Below are 19,268 nucleotides of genomic sequence, written 5' to 3'. Positions count from 1 at the left end.
CGGAGGGTAGAATCGGTCATGGCGTATCCACTCATGTTGATTGAGATCTTGGTCGTGATCAATCAACAGGATACGCCACCCTTCCTACCTCCTCCCATACACCAGAAATCACCATAGCTCGACGCCCATGCAGCAGGTAGCAAGGTGAACCGGGTTCACATTACCCCTCATTCATTCCTATGACAGGACAGCGGCCAGACATCAGCTTGGCCTGCCAGACGGCGTGAGACTCGATCCATCCGTTACGAGACACAGAGAAGCGGCCACCATTGTACCAGCCCTTCCGTCAAAGGCGTCTGCACCATTGCAGGATTAGGTAGCGGGAGAGGTTGCCCATGATGGCTAGCTCATGAAGGTGATACAGAAATGAAAATGTACAAAGGTCCTCGGTGTCAGCATCAACCTATCTGGATATTTGGTTATGAAAAAATGGCTTATTAGACTAATTATTTATTAGGAGAATGCTTGTAAGCGTATGTATCAACTGTTACGGTTGCGTTGGGGCTGAACACAGCCTCTCCGCTCTTTAAGAAACAGCTATTACTGCAGCAAAGAAATCGACGCTAGAGCTGGCCTCTAGCGACTTCTTACTATAGCGGTGAGAAGTCATGACCGCCCTCCCGGGGTCTCTCGGTCACGCGGGCACCGTAGGCGCATCCTCGTAGCAAAGTAATGCGACTATTGTCTGGCAAGAAGCTAAGTATCAACTCACATCCAACATTCAATTCTTTGCGCGTGTGGAAAACCTCGGTCTGGCCGGTCAACCATGTCGGTTGGCTGTAACCTGAGGAGTATTACGATGAAAATCGAAAATACCACTGTTATCCGCATCAGTAATAGCTGCAAAGAGTTTGGTTCTTCACCTAGAGATAGGCAGAACCAAGAAGGAGTTGGAGTGAGAGGAAATATCCATAACTGGATTCGTAATGGATATTACATCTTCGGCTTGTTACATTTAGCTGCAGTACATCATGAGCATCTCATGAAATTGGCTGCAGACACCTTTAGCCGAATGATTTGATACTTAGCTTCCCTTTACTAATTTGGGAAATCAACAATGGCAGATAAGCCATATTACCCACATGCACCAATTTCAAATATTGATACCCTAGCAAAAATGTTGGGAGTTCGCTCATCCTTACTTATCTTGATAGCCAACAAAGCCAACTCGTCCTACGTTTCATTTGAGGTTGAAACAAAAAACAAGCAACGAATGGTAAATGAGCCAAAAACAATTCTAAAATATATTCAAAAGAAGATTAACTCGCAAATATTTAATTCTGTCGAGTTCCCTGCATACTTAATGGGGGGAATCAGAGACCCTAAGACCCCAAGAGACTACATCAGCAATGCGGCGATTCATGCCAAAGCAAAAACATTGATTAGTCTTGATGTGAAAGATTTTTTTCCGACCACACAAGAAGTGCATATAAAGAGCGTTTTCAAAAATCTTTTCAACTTTCCCGAAGATGTTAGTAACACACTAACAAAGCTTGTCTCCCTTAATGGAAGACTCCCACAAGGTGGGTGTACTTCTTCATATGTTGCCAATCTTATTTTTCATAATTCTGAATACAAAGTTGTATCACAGCTAAGACAGAAAGGTATAAGATATACGAGACTGCTTGATGACATCACGTTATCAGCCAACAGACCGCTTAGTAAGAATGAGTGCGAGAAGTATATACGACTTGTTGCGGGAATGATCACGAAGCATGACTTAACAATTAACAGCGGAAAAACAAAAGTAGAGTATAGTAAAAACATTGCATCGCCATACGAAGTCACAGGCGCGTGGGTAAGACATGGCAAACCAAAACTAAGGAAAAAAGAAAGAAACGAAATCAGACATATAGTTCATATTGTTGAAAAAAAATATGCTGAAAACCCATATGATAAAGAATATCATGACCTATGGAATAAAGCCTCAGGTCTTGTAGCAAAATTAAAAAGATTTGAGCACATTAACGAATCGAAAGGCCTTAGAAAAAAGCTTAAAGCCACCCTTCCGCTTTATGATGACCAAAAGGCAGAGACGCTTAGGGTTCAAGCAAATAAGTTATTGAGAAGGCAGGCACGCAACACACTCAATTATAACTCAGGGACAAAAAAATCAATAGACAAACTAGTTTACGATCTAGGTATATTGTCTAGGACACGGCCCGAAATATCCAAGCCTCTTAAAAAGAAAATCAAAGATAGCTTTACAGGAATAGACTTTGATGGCATCTAACTCGACTATTCGTGAAACTGGAACAGTAAATCATTACAACAACATAAAAGGCTTTGGATTTATAAGAAGAGAAAAAGGAAGAGATGTTTTTTTCTTCTATGAAGACTTTGTCGGCGGGAACGCTGACATTGTAATTGGTGATACTGTGAGTTTTGAAATAGAAAACAAACCCAAGGGGCCTCGGGCTTGCAACATTCAAGTCATACATACATCCACATAAATATGCATGTGTCAAAGAAGCTAATGATCAAGGCATAGCAGCTGGCAGCACATGATAAACAGTAGTGCTTATAATTCACTGAGGACTGGTTGTACCAGCCCTTCCGTTCAAAGCGTTAGCGCCATTGCACTGATGAGGTTGTCCATGGTCAGTCCCTTACCACCTCCCCAAGCATCGTGGTATGACGCATCACCTACCCTTTTTCTATGATCACTTATACTGTATTACATAGACAGCTTTGGATTTGAACAGAAGGATTAAGGACAGGGAACAACGATGGAGAAGAAAAAAAAGCAATATCGATCTAAATGGAGCATTGGAAACCTTGAAGTACCTGTACTTGCAAAAGTACTGATTTTGTGTTCACTAATAGCAAGTTTTTTTATAATGGCGATTTACGTTATTAATGTTGGCACCAAGGTATCAAGCTCTTCGGAGAATTGGGGGGATTTTGGTGCGTTGTTATCAGGCACATTCGGCATGCTAGCCTCTTTCTCGGCAGTCGCAACCCTATTAATAGTAATTCAACAGCTAAAATCTCAAGACGAAATCACTAAAAAACAAATTGAGTCTATCGAGTTTGATAGATACGATCGTCATCGTAGAATTTTCTTTGAGCGGCTGGAAGGTATAGAAGTAAATCTAAACAACGAAATCACTATTACGCAGAAAGAGGAGTTATACCAAAAAATCTACCCTGACAACTCCCCACTTTCCTGCAACGTTAAAATTGAGTTATCCGAGAATTATGACAAAATAAAAAGCAGTCAACTAATAAGAGTAAAAAAAATATACGATGAAATACGAGACACGGCAATCAACAAAGGCAAGATAGATGAAAAGGTTTTGCTCATGATGATTGAGCTAAACTCAAGCATGAACATAAAGGATAACAGAAATAGTCAAATTGGTGATGTGTATTTCCTTGGGGAAAAAACGCCAATTAATGTATACGATATTCAAGATGGTTATGACAAAATAAATGCCGTTGGGAATAGCATTTTAGCGTACAGCGGAAACGAAAAATTAACTTTAGAGCATCTGCTTTTATACACAGCTGACATAACCGACAGCTTACTGACTTATGCCAACAAAATAAAAAAAGGGTATGGGGCGACAGGAATAAAGCTGCATAAAGGAAGCAACTTATTTGAGCTTTACGAAGATTTATATGTTTTTATAGTCACAAATGCAAAAAATCCTACCAATACGGGGGAAAGCAAAAGGTCTATAGAAGAGTTGATTAGGCAATTACGAAGAATTATCATGGACAAGGAAGTGAGAGAAGAATATTATACCCCCGCTAAGATAAAGTCGATTCGCGAGCAACTTTGTGGCGATGATATTAGAAACTGTTTTGAGGAGAAAGAGCTAGTATCATTAACCACATTCTGTCAAAAACTCGCCATGACAGAATCCACCACATTATTGTAACCATAGAACAAAACGTTAAAGCGATGCATGATGCATCGCTTTGGCTTTATCAGCCATTAGGCTCTGCTTGAATAAATAACTGGTCCTTCCACTCTAACTGAAATGCCTATGGCTTCACATGCTCTCGAAATAGTCGGGCTCGTATAGCGCCATGCTTGTGCCCTCGCCCATGCTCGCCTTTCTGTATCGGTAGGATAGCTTTTTTTCGCAAAAAAATGTTCAGTGAGGTATACCTCAACAGGTACACCCTGCACCCCTACATTGGTGTATTCATCTGTCCCCCTTTACGACTCTATCGAACACATGTATTATGAATACATTCAAATGAACACGGCAGGTTCCGGAGGTGTGCCTATGAAAGAATCGATCTTTATTCGCGCTTATCTCCGAGCTTCAACGGATGATCAAAATGCGAGTCGAGCACGCAGCACCCTCAGCGGCTTTATCGAAGACAAAGGGCTTAAGGTTGCTGCGTGGTACACAGAGAATGCCAGCGGCACCAAGGTTGAACGAACTGAACTGGCTCGCTTGATAAATGATGCGCAGTATGGAGACGTGCTACTAGTGGAGCAGGTAGACCGGCTCACTCGTTTGTCTAAGCCGGACTGGGATCGACTCAAAGGAGCGATTCAGGGTGCCGGACTGCGGGTAGTTTCGCTTGATTTACCTACGAGCCATGCTGCCTTACGCATATCTAGCAGTGATGATTTCACCGGACGTATGCTGGATGCAGTCAACTCTATGCTCATGGATATGCTTGCTGCTGTAGCTCATAAGGACTGGGAGGATCGTCGTCGTCGTCAGCGTGAAGGCATTGAGCTAGCAAAGCGTGATGGCCGCTATAAAGGACGTCCAGTCAACGAAGAAGTGCATGCCCGAATACTGGAACTGCGTCGCTACGGGCTGAGCATCCGCAAGACAGCGGATATTGTAGGTTGCGGGATAAGTACGGTTCAGCGTGCGGAAAAGCGCGTAAAATTAGACTGCTAATCTGCCTCACTCGTCAAGGAACACCTTTTCCCGGTGATAGGCCAAATAGACCTTCTGCTGGTCACTGAAACTGCCAATGGGCTGTGAGACAGAGAGTCCGAAGGTCTCGATGGCCTCGTGGCTGAGAGCATCTGACAGCAACATCTCTCCATTGGCGGTAAACGAGATGTAACCTCTATCGAAAAGATGGTCGATGTGCGGCGTCAACAACAGACCGTTGTGGCCATCTAGTCGCTCAGTATTGCTGGAGTCACGCCATGGCTTTATGTGGCTGGCCCTAAGATGTCGTTTATCAGCAAGCCCAGTTACCCGGCATCGGGGCTCAATGCCTTCCAGCGCCCTACGAAACTGGCCCTGCCCTCGGCGTGCGAGAACAAGCTGTTCCTTTTCGGTTGCTGAGAGGTCGGTGCGGCTGCGAATGCGTTTCTCGATTTCGTCATCGGTGGCGGTATGCCCATGGGTCGCGGAAAGCTGGTCAAGCTGATCATGTGTGCTGGGCTGGAGTGATAGGTCAAGCAGCAGCTCTGCGAGCTCCGGCGAGATAAGCGCGAGATAGGCGCCTTGATTGCCACCACCTGAGGCATTTATGGGAGAGTACTTCTCAGCAGCAATGGCCTAATCAACTCAATGTGGTCCTTCGGCCGAACCGCTTGATCTGTTGGCTGGAACTCAACAGGGACAAACCAACCCTCCTCTTTCCAATCCTGACCAGCAGCACCGAACTCACTGGGCTTCTGTGCTGTTGCCGCAGTGCCGGTAGCGACACCGACGTTCCGGATTTGAGCGAAGGCGTAGGAAATGATGATGTCTCCCGGCTGCACCTCGGCCATGTTGTCATAGAACTGGCTGCGGGCGCCGTCAGCACGAGTTTTAGGCGACCAAATGTACCCGCCATTAACCTCTTGCCGATAGGTTTTCTTATGGTTGACCCACCAGAACGCCATGCATGCCTCATTTGTCCGCGCAGTAGCTAACTATCTTGCCGGCAGGCCAATCCACCACCGCGGATGCAACCAGCTCAGCATGACCTCATCAACTGATACAGTCAGCGCCTAGCTGCTTGTCAATAGATTCTTCGAAGTGCCCTGTAGCCAGCAGCCGTCGATCGCGCATGTCTGGAAGACTGACTCAACATGCCTCATCTCGTCAATTAGCACCAGTACTGTGTACAAAAATACGTTTCTTCAGTAAGGGGAGGTGCGCTTACTCAAGAATGAGCCAGTACCCACCTACGATTCGATGAATCACCGTTGAAATTGCGCTTAACGGAGTTGGCTATCGAGCCAGCTCAGGAATTGGACGCTAACCTCAGGCAGTACAGAACTAAGGCGGTGATCACTATCCAGAACGTGCAGGTTAGCGCGATGTGTGCCAGCGAAGGTGACAACATGGCTCACAGGCACGACCTCATCTCGCCACCCATGAATGATGGTCGTGGGTATGTGCTGGAGATCGAAACCCTCTTGCATGGCATAACCGGGTAACCCTACTGCCGGAGCCATCAGAAACAACCCGGCCACTGGAACCGTTTGACTCGCCACCAACGAGACGTACGCTCCCATGGACGAACCCACCAGCAAATGCGGCTCCTTGGACAGAGAAAGTACCTCGATCAGCTTCTCGGCTCGGGCCTCGGGGTCAGCTATGCCTTGGTAATCGAGGCTTTGTACATGAAGTCCTTTGCTCATAGCGATCTGGGCCAGCGTGATGATCTTGTGGCCGTATGGCCCAGATTCCTTACCATGCGAGAAAATGAGCTTCATGCGTCCCCCATATGTATGACCTGTCCCCATGATACAGGTGCCTTACCGCCGTCAGTGATTGCCCAGAGCACGGGTACGCTTGGCGCTAACTCCGGTGTACGCCCCAAGCCATCGGTGAAAAACACCAGACATTCGGGCATGATATCCTCTGCACGTTCAAAAACCGGACGGAAATCGGTACCACCGCCACCACGTAAGATCAGACCTTGGCGATCTCCGATGTCCCCGATCTCCTGCAAATCATGTGCGTGATGGATGACACGTTCCCGCTGTATCGCCGCATCACATTCGATCAGAATCATTTCGACGCGCTCGGCACTGGATATCATCGCCTGTAGTTCGGTGAGGAACACCGGCAACTGACGGCGCGTGCTGCCACTGGTGTCGATGGCCACCATGATCGACAGGGATTTCCCTTGTTGTCCCGGCAGATAGAGCCCTTGGCCAAGATGTCGGCGATTAACGCGATTCCATGTCAGCGATCCTCGGCTATGGCGTAGGAAAAAGTCATGGAGACAGGTGCGCCAATGCACACGCGGTGTGACGATATCGCTGACCACCAGCTTCATCCCGGCTGGGATCGATCCCGGTGGTGATTGCTGGGTCACCTGCATGACGGCTTCATGCCATTGCTGGGTGATCTGGCGCGCGGTGACGGTGTCGACTGACAAAGGCGCATAGTCGGGATCAACGATCATGGTAGAGCCGCCATCTTGGCTCGTTGCCTGAAACAACACCTCTTCGCCATGGCGATCAAAAGGGGTATCCATCTCGGGATGAGGATGGTCCAGTAACCATTGGTAGATCGCCTCGGCGCTACGTCCCGCCTGTGCCGGATAAAATACCGCATCCATGGGAAGGGATAGTCCATCCAACATCAAGCGGTTATTAGCTTCGGCATCCACCGCCAGATTCCAACGCTGTCGATCTCGCCCATACTGCCGCATGAAATGGCCTAGCAGGACATGATATAGCTCATGGCTCATCACAAACCTACGTAATGCGGAAGAGCACTGGGCTGCAAAGCTTGCATTGACGAAGACATGCACCCCATCGGTACAGGCCGTGGGGACACGATCATCCACCACCATGATAAGCGTCAGTCGCATCACCAGCTTGGCGGTGAAAGGGAAGGAGATCAGCCAATCGCGGATTTCCTGTCGCCATAGAGCCAACTGCTTTGCCTTAAGGGCCTGTTCTTCCCCAGATGGCTCACGGATCACTGGACCCGGTAGAGCGCCTTGTGACAACAGTTCGCCTTGTGCTGGGGGCTTCGGGGAGGATTCCATTACCCCTGCCCTCCTTCTGCTCCGCTCGCCCCATACACCCCCTTCTGTGATGCAACACGTGCACTGGCGATAGTGAAGCGCCCTTCGGGAAGCCCGGTATTGGGCACTGGCGTGATCTGATCCATGGCCACACCATGAAGCTCCAACCAGCGTTCGAAACCGGGATGACCAAAGACCTGCTCCGCTCGGCTATCGGCATCGGTGCCGTTGTCGACACGTAGCGCATCCATCAGCATTAAGGTGGCGAGGTCGCTAGTGAGCTGTGCCCCGATCGCGAAGAACACGGAGATACGCTGATCTTGCTGGGTGGTGCTGCCCTGCCAGAGGTAGTGCACTACAGCTGCCACGAAGGCCAATTGTTGATCGATTCGATTCGGGATCGAGACCGGAACATCACCTCGCAACATTGCTGGAATATCGATGTGTTGGTTGGCCAGCTCACGAAAGGCCATGAACTCGGTACAAGCAGACTCCCCCACAAGACCCGAAATCATCAATTGCTCGGTGATGGCGTCTAGCTCGACACCCGCCATCAGCAAGGTCGCCACACGTTCCCATGAACGCGGAGAGGGCCAGCCTCGCTGGGCATTGCTGTCGTTGACCAGCAGGTACTCCGGCTTGAAGCGAAGGAACGCCACAACATCAGGATGTAGCCCCTTGGCAACGGCATAGCCGCTCCATGCCTCGATGTCGGCCTCGATCTCAACATGTAGCAGCCGATTGGCCAGTGCAGACGACATGGGAACGGATACCGCGCGATCTTCGAAGCGATTTCCCGCCCCCATCACCAACCAGCCATCAGGGAGCTCATAGAGATCACCCAGACGGCGGTCCAGAAGGAGCTCGTAAGCCGCCACTTGCAATGAACGATCTGCTGCGGAGAGCTCATCGAACAGGAGAATGCCTTTGCTTTTTTGATCACGGGGCCATGAACTCGCCACCAGCCATTTCACGCTCTCGCCGTCCGGTACCGGTATCCCACGCATGTCCACCGGCTCCATCTGAGAAAGGCGCACATCGAGAAATTCGATTTCAAGTGATTGGCAGAGCTCGCGTATGAGTTGGCTCTTGCCGATTCCGGGCTGCCCCCAAAGCATGATCGGGGCAACCTGAAAGGGGGAGCAGAGCGAAGACCACAGCAGATTTAGCTGGGTCTCAACAATTAGGCGAGCTTGGCAAGGGGTTGCAGTGAACGTCATTGGATTCTTCCTGAGTGATGTCTAATTTTGAAGACTGCCTACGACACCACTTGACGCAACACTGCAATTTTCTATTAAGTTAGGCTTTACACAGCAAGCCTGTTTAAATTGAAACTCATTCAGCAAGAACCTCTTCCAAGCACATTTCCTTTAGCAGCCCATGCAGCTCGTCCATAATTTTTGTTTCATCCGGAACACTTACAAATATATAAGCAGGTAAGGAATTGAGTTTATCAATATCTCTAGCAATGCTTTCCTGCAGCTTTTTTACTCCCTCCGCTCTCGATCTAAATTCTTTCTTGTGTTGATCTAGCAGCATGTAATATTGGTGAAGATAACCTTTTTTTATCTGTCGTGCCTGAAAATAATTATTAAACCGCCGACCAAGTTCATAAGTATACCTTATGCATGAGACAATATTTTCATACGCTTCTTTCGTATAATAATCGAAGTTATCATAAGGGTCCTGCGACACCACCTTATTCATCCTGACAAAAGGCCTTATCTGCCTCTCCATCTTGTTCTTCTTAAATTCAGTAATATTTTCAATTTTTTCAAAAAAACCAAAAAACCAAGCCACTTCGCTTACTATCTTTCTGTAACTCCTTTCAATTTTAAGTTCTAAGCTTTCTCTTGCCTTATAGCTCTTTCTTTTTTCTTGTAAATATTCCGATTTTGACTGTATATAAAAAATTCTTGCAATTTCAGAAATCCTGTCAGATTCTTCTAGGGACTGATTATCATCTATATTACTGCTAACACGGTTTGTTTTTAATTTAGCTGCCTGCAATAGCAAACTATAGACGCTCTCATAGTCTTCATTGTTGATGTGATTGTTAATTTCATTAAATATGGTTTTATCATTTTGATTCACAAAATTTCTCACGATTTAGTTTCTAAAAAATAAGCTTAACTCATAAAGCAAGTTATTCTGACCTTGTTCATGATTTTTAAATTCAAATGTAATTCAATTCACAGTTCCTTTGCAATTGTTTTTAGCTATAAGCAATGCTGCCGCTGTAGCTTGGTAGCGCTCAACTTCATTCACAGCAACGTCTCGATCATACCACTGCCCCGTGCAATTGGCTGTCCAGTATAGACAGGCACGGATTTCGGGGCGTTGCAAACCTAATTTTTTGAGCAGGATGAGTAGATCGTTAACTGGCAAATGAGCTCTACAAGCTCTAAGGTAAGCACGATCTACTATTTCATTTCGCCCATAGCGCACGGTAAGAGCACATGCATAACGAGACCAAGCGGGCATACTCATAGATGGCAGCTCTGCTATGGCTAGTAAGACATCACGCCATAGATCGACTTCACAGCAATGGGTAGTATCGTGATGAAGCATCATGGCTTGGATCACCGTCTGCATGGCTAGACCATCAGGATTTTTAACGCAAGCACGAACCATTACACGGCGATAACGGAGAGCATCGCTGTTCGCTGAGGCACACTTCACCCATAGTAAGTAGTCAGCCATCCACCCTTCTCGACAAAGGTCGTCTGGCAAGTGCCACGACCATTTCCCTGAGGCAGTACTCAACTTATGCGCATCAGCATGGCGTGGCTTTCCATGTGGAGAAAGGTGTTTGGCCGAGAGGCCTAGACGCAATTGCCACACCTGCTCCAGTGGCGCTTCCAGTTCTGATAGTTGCTGCAGTAGTTGAAGTGCTTTCACACATGGGCTTGGTGATGACATTGATGGGATCAACGTGACCAGCTCCTGCATGATGACATTAGGATCACGAGGGAACATTTTTACCAGCGAGCTCACCAGTGACTCATCAACCATGATGGTGGCGATTCCTAGTAGGGTCGCCGGTACTGGCCCCTCGCAATGAACCGTGGTCAGAGGAGCAAGCGTCACTTTGTTGAGAGATCGGCAATGTATCAAACTCAGCTGAGAAGGTTGTGAGAGAAACAGAGCTGCAAGCTCTGAATGACTGAGCACTACGCGTTCGCATGCCACCTCTAGGCGCAACTCATCTACGCGTTGGGCAGAGCTTGCGATGTGTACATCAGTAAGGTTACCGGACAGCGACGTCAGATAGCGACAGTCACGTACACGGCAGCTAGATGCCGAGGCATGGATATCTACCGCAGTCAGCTCTGGAATCCCCTGTAATTCGATTTGAGCGTGTTTCTCACACAGTGATACCACGGACAGGGCTTGTAACCTTCTACCGCCTGAGACGTATAAATGGCGTAGCTTGGGGGTATCAATGACCACATGAGCCATTTCGGGAGCCAGTAATATCCAGCACTCTGCCGATGTCGCAGCTGGATTGTCAGGAATGGAATCAAGGCGATGAGTGGCCCATAACCCATTCCAAGGGCAATCCGTGCTATTTACTGACAACTGACCCGATGTCCAACATGCATCAATTTGGTCAACCAGTCCGTCTACCTGTAGGCTTGGGATTTGATCACCGGCATCGAGATGAATGACGGCACCACTACCATCAGCACGAACGCGAATTTCCCGAAGTGAAGGGCAATGACGAATCGTGATGTGACTCCCCGGTTGGCAATGGGAGAGATCGAGATGGACGAGAGAAGAGCAGTCAATGACATCGAGGTATTTCAGGACATCTGTGGTAATGCAAATCGACGTACCGGGATATCCCTTCAACTCCCCGCCACCAAGGCCGTCTACGTCGATGTGTACGGATGTGAGTGATTGAGTGCGATCTATCTCGATTTCTACGCCTTGCATTTTCCTATCCCCTCTTGCCAAAGGGATAGTTTACGCGGTGGACACGACACCACCTGTCGTATTAATCATGGTGGTTAAGGCGCATGGGTATAGGGCTTGATTGATGTATTCTCGACATCAGGACGTGGGCTCGGAATTCCGAGGTCATAGCTGCTATCTAATGACCAGCGATATGGGCGGGTGGTTTCTTGGCATATGAGCGGAAAATAAACCGACAGCCGTTCTCCTAAATCGCGCTGTAGTGATCGGGATGTCACTGAGATACCATGCGCTTCTAATCGGGCTAGTAGATCAGTTGTGGATATAGAGCTTGGATAATGGGGGATGAGTTGTAGGATTGTCACATAGCGATAGAAAACACCACCAATATCGGACATAGTCATCTCCCATCAACCACAAGCCCTATATTGGGATGCGGTATATTAATTATACCGCATTGATTCGATAGTTTACAATTGCATTCGCTTACTTTCGCTTCGCTCAAGCAATCGATAAAATCACCTACGGATCAAGTCTCCGACTTTCTCCTTAAGGTGATTTCCTTCACTTCACTCCTGAGTTGTTGGCGTATTCATACATGACAGCCATTTCGTTCCGGGGTACTTCTTTGAATATATAACCGGTCAGATTATCCATGTCATAAATTGGCTGGAACCAATCTGCCCTGTCATATCGAGTTGTAAATGCTCTATCCCCATATGGAGTCGCACCCCATAAATTACCGACCAGTTTCTTAAGTGCTATTACGTCCAAGTGAGACACATTGGATTCTCTCTCTATTGGGTTCTCCATAATGAGATGTATGTGCCAATTGGCTTCAACTTTCTCAATATCGCATGATTGGTATAGATAACGAGCGAGACCCATCTCTAACACAGGGAGGACCCGTAATTTATATCTGCTTTTTCTCGGAAAAAAGCACCGGTTCATCTTTCTGATGAATCCAGCAAGTGATTCCTCTGCCTTTTGTCTGGATAGGTCAGCACGAAAGATTAATGTAATGAAAAAACTAGGATTAAATGATGCAGTGAATTGGGATACGTCTTCTTTGTGCTGCTTAATTAACATCTGTGATTGGTAGTTCATATTTTATTCCTTTGTTTGTTATTTTAAAACGGGTGCACTTTAACTAAGGATTTCACTGACAAGCGTCAGCTTTTCCCCATTAGCGGCATAATCACTTAAACTAGATTCCGCAGGCTTTTACACTCTTACGGACAAAGTTAAATATGCCGGCCCCGCTATTACTTGATAGTTATTGCGATCAATTCGATATAATGTGCACATTGCCTTAGCCACGGATGTTATTTTCTGCTACCATGCAGAGTGGCGCGGCTAGTTGATGAGCATGATCATGAGCGATGAAGGTAAGAACCGCTACAATGCAGTGCAGGGCGTAGAGCATCGGCTTCGCTCCCAAGGAAAGTGGCGAAAAAAGGGAGACCGCATTACCCAAGAGAAAGCTTGCCGTGAGATCGGTATCACGACTCGCCAATATCGCAAGTGGAAGGCGATTATTTCTTTAATGGAGAGTTGCTCATTGGAAACAATATATAGCGCTCTCGAAGACAAGCGCTATGCACCTAACAAGATAACACCCGCACAGGAAATGCGGATACGTGAGTACGCAAGAGCATATCCTGAGAAGAGTTTTCGAGAAATCGCTATTGACCTTGAGGGTGAGGTTGGAAAGAGGCTCCATCACAGCACAGTAAGTCGAGTAATGAAAAATGATTCGTAAAAATGATCTTTATCGTTTAGTTAAGTTATCACAGCCTTTTAAGCTGTCAACTTTATTTTGTCATGGCCTTGAGCTCACGTCAGCATGGGGTCTCTACCCTGCTCATCAGCTTGGATGGGACTAGTGGGTATTGGTATTATTTCCTATTTCTATGACGCTGTACGATAAAAATTAAGCCGTCTGAGCTATCCCCCTGTCGATGGTAGTTATCGGGACTCAGTGGCTCCCTGAATTTTGAATTTATTTTTTAGCCAGTGATTTCTTCTCAGCAAATTTTAAAAGAATTGTGTTTATTTTGAAGTTATTTGAAATGGCGTTTCAGCTCTTGTCTAGTTTTGCTACTGCGTTACTATCGATAGTACACAACAACTGGAGACTTCTAACATGCCACAACAGGAACACCTAGATAGCAGCACTACTGAGAATTTACTGAATGTCGAGCAGGTATGCAAACGCCTTTCAGCGTCACGCTCAGCACTTTATCGCTTGATCACTGCAAAGAAAATACCGCCTGCTAAGCATATCAAGCATATCGGCGCACGCTGGAAAGAGTCAGACATTAACAAATTCATCAAAGAAAATTTTGAATAAAAAAGCCCCCAAGACTGGGGGCTTTTTACGTTCTATGCTTTTAACTCGCTTTTTTGACCTTTTCTTACCCACTCCCCATCAGCCTATCAATTTCATCTGACCAAAAATGCATCATTTTCCTTCGCTCGTCTATGTAGTCAGAGTGGTTGTAGCTTGCCCTTACCCGATTTCCGTCTACATGTGATAATTGACGCTCAATTAAATCGCTCCGGTATCCCTTTGTATTCAGCATAGTTGACGCTGTCGACCTGAAACCATGCGGCGAAAATTTAAATTTCAAGTTCATGCGCATGATAACTGAGTAGCCGCTATTCACATGTGCGTGTTCATTCGGGTATTTCTGGTGCGGGAAAATATAATCTTCCGGCTTACCTTGAGGTAGGGATTTGAGCAATTTGATAACCTGCCTGCTGAGTGGCACCACATGAATGCGTCGATTCTTCATACGCTCAGCCGGAATAGTCCAAACTTTAGCGTCAAAATCGAATTCATCCCACCGGGCTTTTATAAGCTCATGGCTTCTGACAAAGGTATGTGCCAACAGGAGCAGCGCGGTTTTCATTTGCTGCGTAGATTGGCTGTTCTTGATACCAAGGAGTACGGTTTTAAATTCGTTTATGTTTAGCGATGCCGAATGTTTCGTTTTTGGGAGTGATAGCACTCCCTTAAGAGCGGCGGTAGGGTCGCTATCTATGACCCCTTTTATAATTGCATTTCGACAGACGCATCCGATAATTATTTTGGCATCTTTTGCAATCGTTGGAGCACGCTTTTCTACATTTTTAACGATGTCCAAGACATCACGGCTAGTCACATCTTCAATGGCTATTTCACCGATTGACGGGTAAATGTCACGCTCAAGGATTCGTTTAACCTTCTTGGTGTGGGTACCTGACCAGTTGGGCTCATTAGCTTCAACGTATTCCTCTGCCACGGCCTTGAAGCTCTGAGGATCGGTAGCCACCGATTTTTGACGCTTCCGCTTTAGCTTGCGCTGGGCGACGTCTGCCCTCGCCTCTGCCAGTGACAGGCTAGGGAAAGTGCCAAGGGTCACGAAAGTATCGCCCTGTGAGCGATCCCGGTAGAGGAAGGTTTTCGAGCCCGACACTCGCACGTTGAGATAGAGGCCGTTCCCATCGGCTACTCGGTAGTCCTTTTCCTTCGCCTGTAGGTTCTTGATCTGTGTCGCTGTCAACTTACCCATGCCCTGCCCCCTCGCCGGTTGGCTGTACCCCAAAAATTTTCAGGATTGTACCCCATTTTTTGTGGGCTTGGCAGGTATGGCTAGGTACTGAAAGAGACTCTGATCAATGATAGATATTTGATTTTTCTTTATTTTATTCGTTTTTATCCGTGTCAGATTGTCCTTGGAATTTTTTCTCCCTGTAAAAACAGCAATCTGAAGCATACCTTAGACGACAACGGCCCCGCCAGTTGGCGGGGCCGTTTGCCTATGGAACTAGAGATTTCGTACCGACATCATGCGCGCTCGGCGATGATCTCCTTCCACTTGGCGGGGCCGGTCTGGTGTACCGAGGTACCCTGGCTGTCGACCGCCACGGTGACCGGCATGTCTTCGACCTCGAACTCGTAGATCGCTTCCATGCCCAGGTCGGCGAAGCCCACCACGCGGGACTTCTTGATCGCCTGTGCCACCAGGTAGGCGGAGCCGCCTACCGCCATCAGATAGACCGCCTTGTTGTCGCGAATCGCCTCGATGGCGGCCGGACCGCGCTCGGCCTTGCCTACCATGCCCAGCAGACCGGTCTCTTCCAGCATGGTACGGGTGAACTTGTCCATGCGCGTGGCGGTAGTAGGACCGGCCGGCCCGACCACCTCGTCGCGAACCGGATCCACCGGGCCAACGTAGTAGATGAAGCGGCCCTTGAGATCCACCGGCAGCGACTCGCCCTTGGCGATCATGTCGACCATGCGCTTGTGCGCGGCATCGCGGCCGGTGAGCAGCTTGCCGTTGAGCAGCAGGGTGTCGCCCGGCTGCCAGGTCAGCACTTCTTCCGGCGTGACCGTATCCAGGTTCACGCGCTTGACGTTGTCGCCGGCCTCACGGGTGATCTCCGGCCAGTCTTCCAGCTTGGGCACCGGCAGTGCCGCCGGGCCGGAGCCGTCCAGGGTGAAGTGCGCATGACGGGTGGCGGCACAGTTGGGAATGATCGCCACCGGCTTGTTGGCGGCGTGCGTCGGGTAGTCCTTGACCTTGATGTCGAGCACCGTGGTCAGACCGCCCAGGCCCTGGGCGCCGATACCGCTCTTGTTGACCTTGTCGAACAGCTCTAGACGCAGCTCCTCGGCACGGTTGGACGCGCCGCGAGCCTGCAGTTCCTGGATGTCGATGGGATCGAGCAGCGCCTCCTTGGCGATCTCCATGGCCTTCTCGGCGGTACCGCCGATACCGATGCCGAGCATGCCGGGCGGACACCAGCCGGCACCCATCTTGGGCAGCTGCTCGAGCACCCAGTCGACCACGTTATCGGAGGGATTGAGCATGGCGAACTTGGACTTCGCCTCGCTGCCACCGCCCTTCGCCGCCACGTGCACCTCGACCTTGTCGCCGGACACGATCTTGTGATGGATGATCGCCGGGGTGTTGTCGCCGGTGTTCTTGCGGGCGCCGTCCGGGTCGGCCAGCACCGAGGCGCGCAGCACGTTGTCGGGCAGCTGGTAGGCGCGGCGTACGCCTTCGTTGATCATGTCGTCGAGGCTCATCTCGGCGTCCCAGCGCACGTTCATGCCCACATGCACGAACACGGTGACGATGCCGGTGTCCTGACAGATCGGACGATGGCCCATGGCGCACATGCGCGAGTTGATCAGAATCTGGGCGATGGCGTCCTTGGCCGCCGGGTTCTCCTCCCGCTCGTACGCCGCCGCCATGGCGTCGATGAAATCCTTGGGATGGTAATAGGAGATGTACTGCAGGGCGTCGGCGACGCTCTGGATCAGATCGTCCTGGCGGATCACGGTCATGTGCAAGGAACTCCTCGGCAGTGTCGGCATGCCCGCTTCTGGATTCGCAAGCGCGAAGCGGCGGGTTCGAACGGGGGCGAATTATACCGTATCGCGGCCTGCTCGACAGGTTCATGCCGCCAAGGTCGAACCTTCCTAGTGTTTGAACAGCAAGATAACGGTATAAAATCTTGAATGGATTTGTCGCCCTGGACCACCGCCTCTACGCTAGCTGTTAGTCAGTCATGGACTCATGGAACGAAGCGTCACGATCAAGGAGCCGATCATGCAACCCACCGTGTCCGATTTCCTCGTCTCCCGCCTGCGCGAATGGGGTGTGGAGCGGCTGTACGGCTACTCAGGCGACGGCATCAATGGCGTGATGTCCGCCCTGCGCCGCGCCGATGGCAATCCCCGCCTCGTCCAGCCCCGCCACGAGGAAGTGGCGGCCTTCATGGCCTGCGCACATGCCAAGTTCAGCGACGAGGTCGGGGTCTGCGTGGCCACCTCCGGCCCCGGAGCGGTACACCTGCTCAACGGCCTCTACGATGCGCGCAAGGATCATATGCCCACCGTGGCCATCGTCGGCCAGCAGGCGCGCAAGAGCCTCGGTACCGACTATCAGCAGGAGCTGGACCTGATGGCGCTGTTCAAGGACGTCGCCAGCGAATACGTGCAGATGGTCACCGAGCCGGCCCAGGCCCGCCACGTCATCGATCAGGCGATGCGCATCGCCATCGCCCGCCGCACCGTGACCTGTGTGATCCTGCCCAACGACGTGCAGGACCTGCCCATGGAGGACCCGCCCAGGGAGCATGGCGCGGTATTCTCCGGCGTCGGCTACCAGTTTCCCCAGCAGTTGCCCGAAAGTGCCGACCTGGACGCTGCCGCTGAGATTCTGAAGTCCGGCAAGAAGGTCGCCATTTTGGCCGGCGCCGGGGTCAAACATGCCGTGGACGAGTTGATCCGCGTGGCCGACCTGACCGGCGCAGGCATCGCCAAGGCGATACTGGCCAAGACCATGGTGCCTGACGACCTGCCCGGTGTGACCGGCTCCATCGGCCTGCTCGGCACCGAGGCCAGCGACCGCATGATGAGGGAGTGCGACACCCTGCTGATGGTGGGCACGCGCTTCCCCTACGTGGAGTTCTTGCCCGAGCCGGGGCAGGCCCGTGCCATCCAGATCGACGTGGTGCCGGAAGCCCTGGGCGTGCGCTACCCCACCGAGGTCAATCTGCATGGCGATGCCGGCGCCACCCTGGCAGCGCTGGCCGAACGCCTCAAGCGCAAACGCAACAGCAAGTGGCGCAAGCAGGTGCAGGGCTGGATCGACGACTGGTGGGAGAAGACCGAGGCGCGTGCCGCCACCGAGGCCACACCGATCAACCCGCAGCTCGTGTTCCAGCGCCTCTCGCCGCGCCTGCCGGACGACGTCATGCTCACCTGCGACGTGGGCAGCGCGACCAACTGGTATGCGCGCAACCTGAAGATCCGCCGCGGCATGCTGGGCTCCGTTTCCGGCGGGCTGGCCTCGATGGGCAACGGTGTGCCCTATCTGATCGCCGCCAAGTTCTGCCACCCCAGCCGCCCCGCCATCGCGCTGGTCGGCGACGGCGCCATGCAGATGCTGGGCAACAACGCGCTTATCACGCTTGCCAAGTACTGGCAGGAGTGGCAAGACCCCCGCTGCATCGTGCTGGTGCTCAACAACCACGACCTGAGCCAGGTGACCTGGGAGCAGCGCGTGATGGAGGGCGACCCCAAGTTCGACACCTCTCAGGATCTGCCCGAGTTCCGCTACGACCAGTATGCCGAGCTGCTCGGCTTCAAGGGCTTGGTCATGCGCGAGCCCGACGACATCGATCGAGTGTGGGACGAGGCCCTCGCCGCCGACCGCCCGGTGGTGATCAACGCCTATACCGACAGCGACATCGCCCCCCTGCCCCCGCACATCGAGTTCGAGCAGGCCAAGAGCTACCTCGCCTCGATGCTCAAGGGCGACTCCAGCGGCCTGCACAGCGCCAAGCTCTCCGCCAAGCAGATGGGCCGCTCGTTGTTCAGACGAAAGAAGTGACGCCCAGTTGCCTGAGGCTCCCCACCGGCCCGGTCATGCCTGCCTGACAAG

The 19,268-nt window shown here is 50.4% G+C and carries 18 protein-coding genes; 8 read left to right on the top strand and 10 right to left on the bottom strand.

The window, feature by feature from the left end:
- The first annotated feature begins 799 nt into the window (after positions 1-799).
- The 5 genes from HOP58_RS16485 (at position 800) to HOP58_RS16465 (ending at position 4,877) form a co-directional block, all read left to right on the top strand.
- Complete coding sequence (locus HOP58_RS16485; protein ID WP_234260924.1) at positions 800-1,021, top strand: hypothetical protein; 222 nt, start codon at positions 800-802, stop codon at positions 1,019-1,021.
- A gap of 36 nt (positions 1,022-1,057) precedes the next feature.
- Entirely contained in the window at positions 1,058-2,233 is a 1,176-nt protein-coding gene (locus tag HOP58_RS16480) for a reverse transcriptase family protein (protein ID WP_234260923.1), read from the top strand.
- On the top strand, positions 2,223-2,453 hold the full coding sequence (locus HOP58_RS16475) for a retron Se72 family effector protein (protein ID WP_234260922.1): 231 nt from the start codon (positions 2,223-2,225) through the stop codon (positions 2,451-2,453). Before HOP58_RS16480 ends, HOP58_RS16475 begins: the two co-directional genes overlap by 11 nt.
- 276 nt (positions 2,454-2,729) lie before the next feature.
- A complete protein-coding gene (locus HOP58_RS16470) occupies positions 2,730-3,887 on the top strand; it encodes a hypothetical protein (RefSeq protein WP_234260921.1) in 1,158 nt (385 codons plus the stop codon).
- A 354-nt stretch (positions 3,888-4,241) separates the two neighbouring features.
- Positions 4,242-4,877 (top strand): recombinase family protein, encoded by a 636-nt coding sequence (locus tag HOP58_RS16465; protein WP_234260920.1) that lies wholly within the window; start codon positions 4,242-4,244, stop codon positions 4,875-4,877.
- 6 nt (positions 4,878-4,883) lie between these two features.
- Here the strand turns inward: HOP58_RS16465 and HOP58_RS16460 are convergent, their stop codons facing one another.
- The 8 genes from HOP58_RS16460 to HOP58_RS16425 all read right to left on the bottom strand — a co-directional run bounded on the left by HOP58_RS16460 (position 4,884) and on the right by HOP58_RS16425 (position 12,933).
- Entirely contained in the window at positions 4,884-5,204 is a 321-nt protein-coding gene (locus tag HOP58_RS16460; RefSeq protein WP_346657478.1) for an HNH endonuclease signature motif containing protein, read from the bottom strand.
- 257 nt (positions 5,205-5,461) lie between these two features.
- On the bottom strand, positions 5,462-5,821 hold the full coding sequence (locus tag HOP58_RS16455; RefSeq protein WP_234260919.1) for a hypothetical protein: 360 nt from the start codon (positions 5,819-5,821) through the stop codon (positions 5,462-5,464).
- 318 nt (positions 5,822-6,139) lie between these two features.
- A complete protein-coding gene (locus HOP58_RS16450; protein ID WP_234260918.1) occupies positions 6,140-6,640 on the bottom strand; it encodes a YqiA/YcfP family alpha/beta fold hydrolase in 501 nt (166 codons plus the stop codon).
- On the bottom strand, positions 6,637-7,929 hold the full coding sequence (locus HOP58_RS16445) for a VWA-like domain-containing protein (RefSeq protein WP_234260917.1): 1,293 nt from the start codon (positions 7,927-7,929) through the stop codon (positions 6,637-6,639). The genes HOP58_RS16450 and HOP58_RS16445 overlap by 4 nt, the downstream gene beginning before the upstream one ends.
- Positions 7,929-9,128, bottom strand: coding sequence for an AAA family ATPase (locus HOP58_RS16440; protein ID WP_234260916.1), 1,200 nt, complete (start codon positions 9,126-9,128; stop codon positions 7,929-7,931). Before HOP58_RS16440 ends, HOP58_RS16445 begins: the two co-directional genes overlap by 1 nt.
- A 115-nt stretch (positions 9,129-9,243) precedes the next feature.
- Positions 9,244-10,002, bottom strand: a complete 759-nt coding sequence (locus HOP58_RS16435; RefSeq protein WP_234260915.1) for a hypothetical protein — start codon at positions 10,000-10,002, stop codon at positions 9,244-9,246.
- A 93-nt stretch (positions 10,003-10,095) separates the two neighbouring features.
- Positions 10,096-11,847: a hypothetical protein gene (locus HOP58_RS16430; RefSeq protein ID WP_234260914.1), complete on the bottom strand. Its 1,752-nt coding sequence runs from the start codon at positions 11,845-11,847 to the stop codon at positions 10,096-10,098.
- Positions 11,848-12,390: 543 nt separating this feature from the next.
- On the bottom strand, positions 12,391-12,933 hold the full coding sequence (locus HOP58_RS16425) for a hypothetical protein (protein ID WP_234260913.1): 543 nt from the start codon (positions 12,931-12,933) through the stop codon (positions 12,391-12,393).
- 268 nt (positions 12,934-13,201) lie between these two features.
- Between HOP58_RS16425 and HOP58_RS16420 the strand changes: the two genes are divergently transcribed.
- Positions 13,202-13,588, top strand: a complete 387-nt coding sequence (locus HOP58_RS16420; RefSeq protein ID WP_234260912.1) for a hypothetical protein — start codon at positions 13,202-13,204, stop codon at positions 13,586-13,588.
- Between the two features lie 384 nt (positions 13,589-13,972).
- Complete coding sequence (locus HOP58_RS16415) at positions 13,973-14,179, top strand: helix-turn-helix domain-containing protein (protein WP_234260911.1); 207 nt, start codon at positions 13,973-13,975, stop codon at positions 14,177-14,179.
- Between the two features lie 64 nt (positions 14,180-14,243).
- On the opposite strand, the gene HOP58_RS16410 is transcribed toward HOP58_RS16415, so the two are convergent.
- Positions 14,244-15,383: a tyrosine-type recombinase/integrase gene (locus HOP58_RS16410; protein ID WP_234260910.1), complete on the bottom strand. Its 1,140-nt coding sequence runs from the start codon at positions 15,381-15,383 to the stop codon at positions 14,244-14,246.
- A gap of 275 nt (positions 15,384-15,658) precedes the next feature.
- Entirely contained in the window at positions 15,659-17,164 is a 1,506-nt protein-coding gene (locus HOP58_RS16405; protein ID WP_234260909.1) for a fumarate hydratase, read from the bottom strand.
- 265 nt (positions 17,165-17,429) lie between these two features.
- On the opposite strand from HOP58_RS16405, the gene HOP58_RS16400 reads away from it, so the two are divergent.
- Positions 17,430-19,217 (top strand): thiamine pyrophosphate-requiring protein, encoded by a 1,788-nt coding sequence (locus HOP58_RS16400; RefSeq protein ID WP_234254046.1) that lies wholly within the window; start codon positions 17,430-17,432, stop codon positions 19,215-19,217.
- The last annotated feature ends 51 nt before the right edge of the window (positions 19,218-19,268 follow it).

The organism is Halomonas sp. MCCC 1A11062 (genome assembly GCF_021404355.1).
GTDB classification, from domain to species: domain Bacteria; phylum Pseudomonadota; class Gammaproteobacteria; order Pseudomonadales; family Halomonadaceae; genus Halomonas; species Halomonas aerodenitrificans.
The sequence above is the reverse complement of the archived record's forward strand: the minus strand, read 5'-3'. Positions and strand labels throughout refer to the sequence as shown.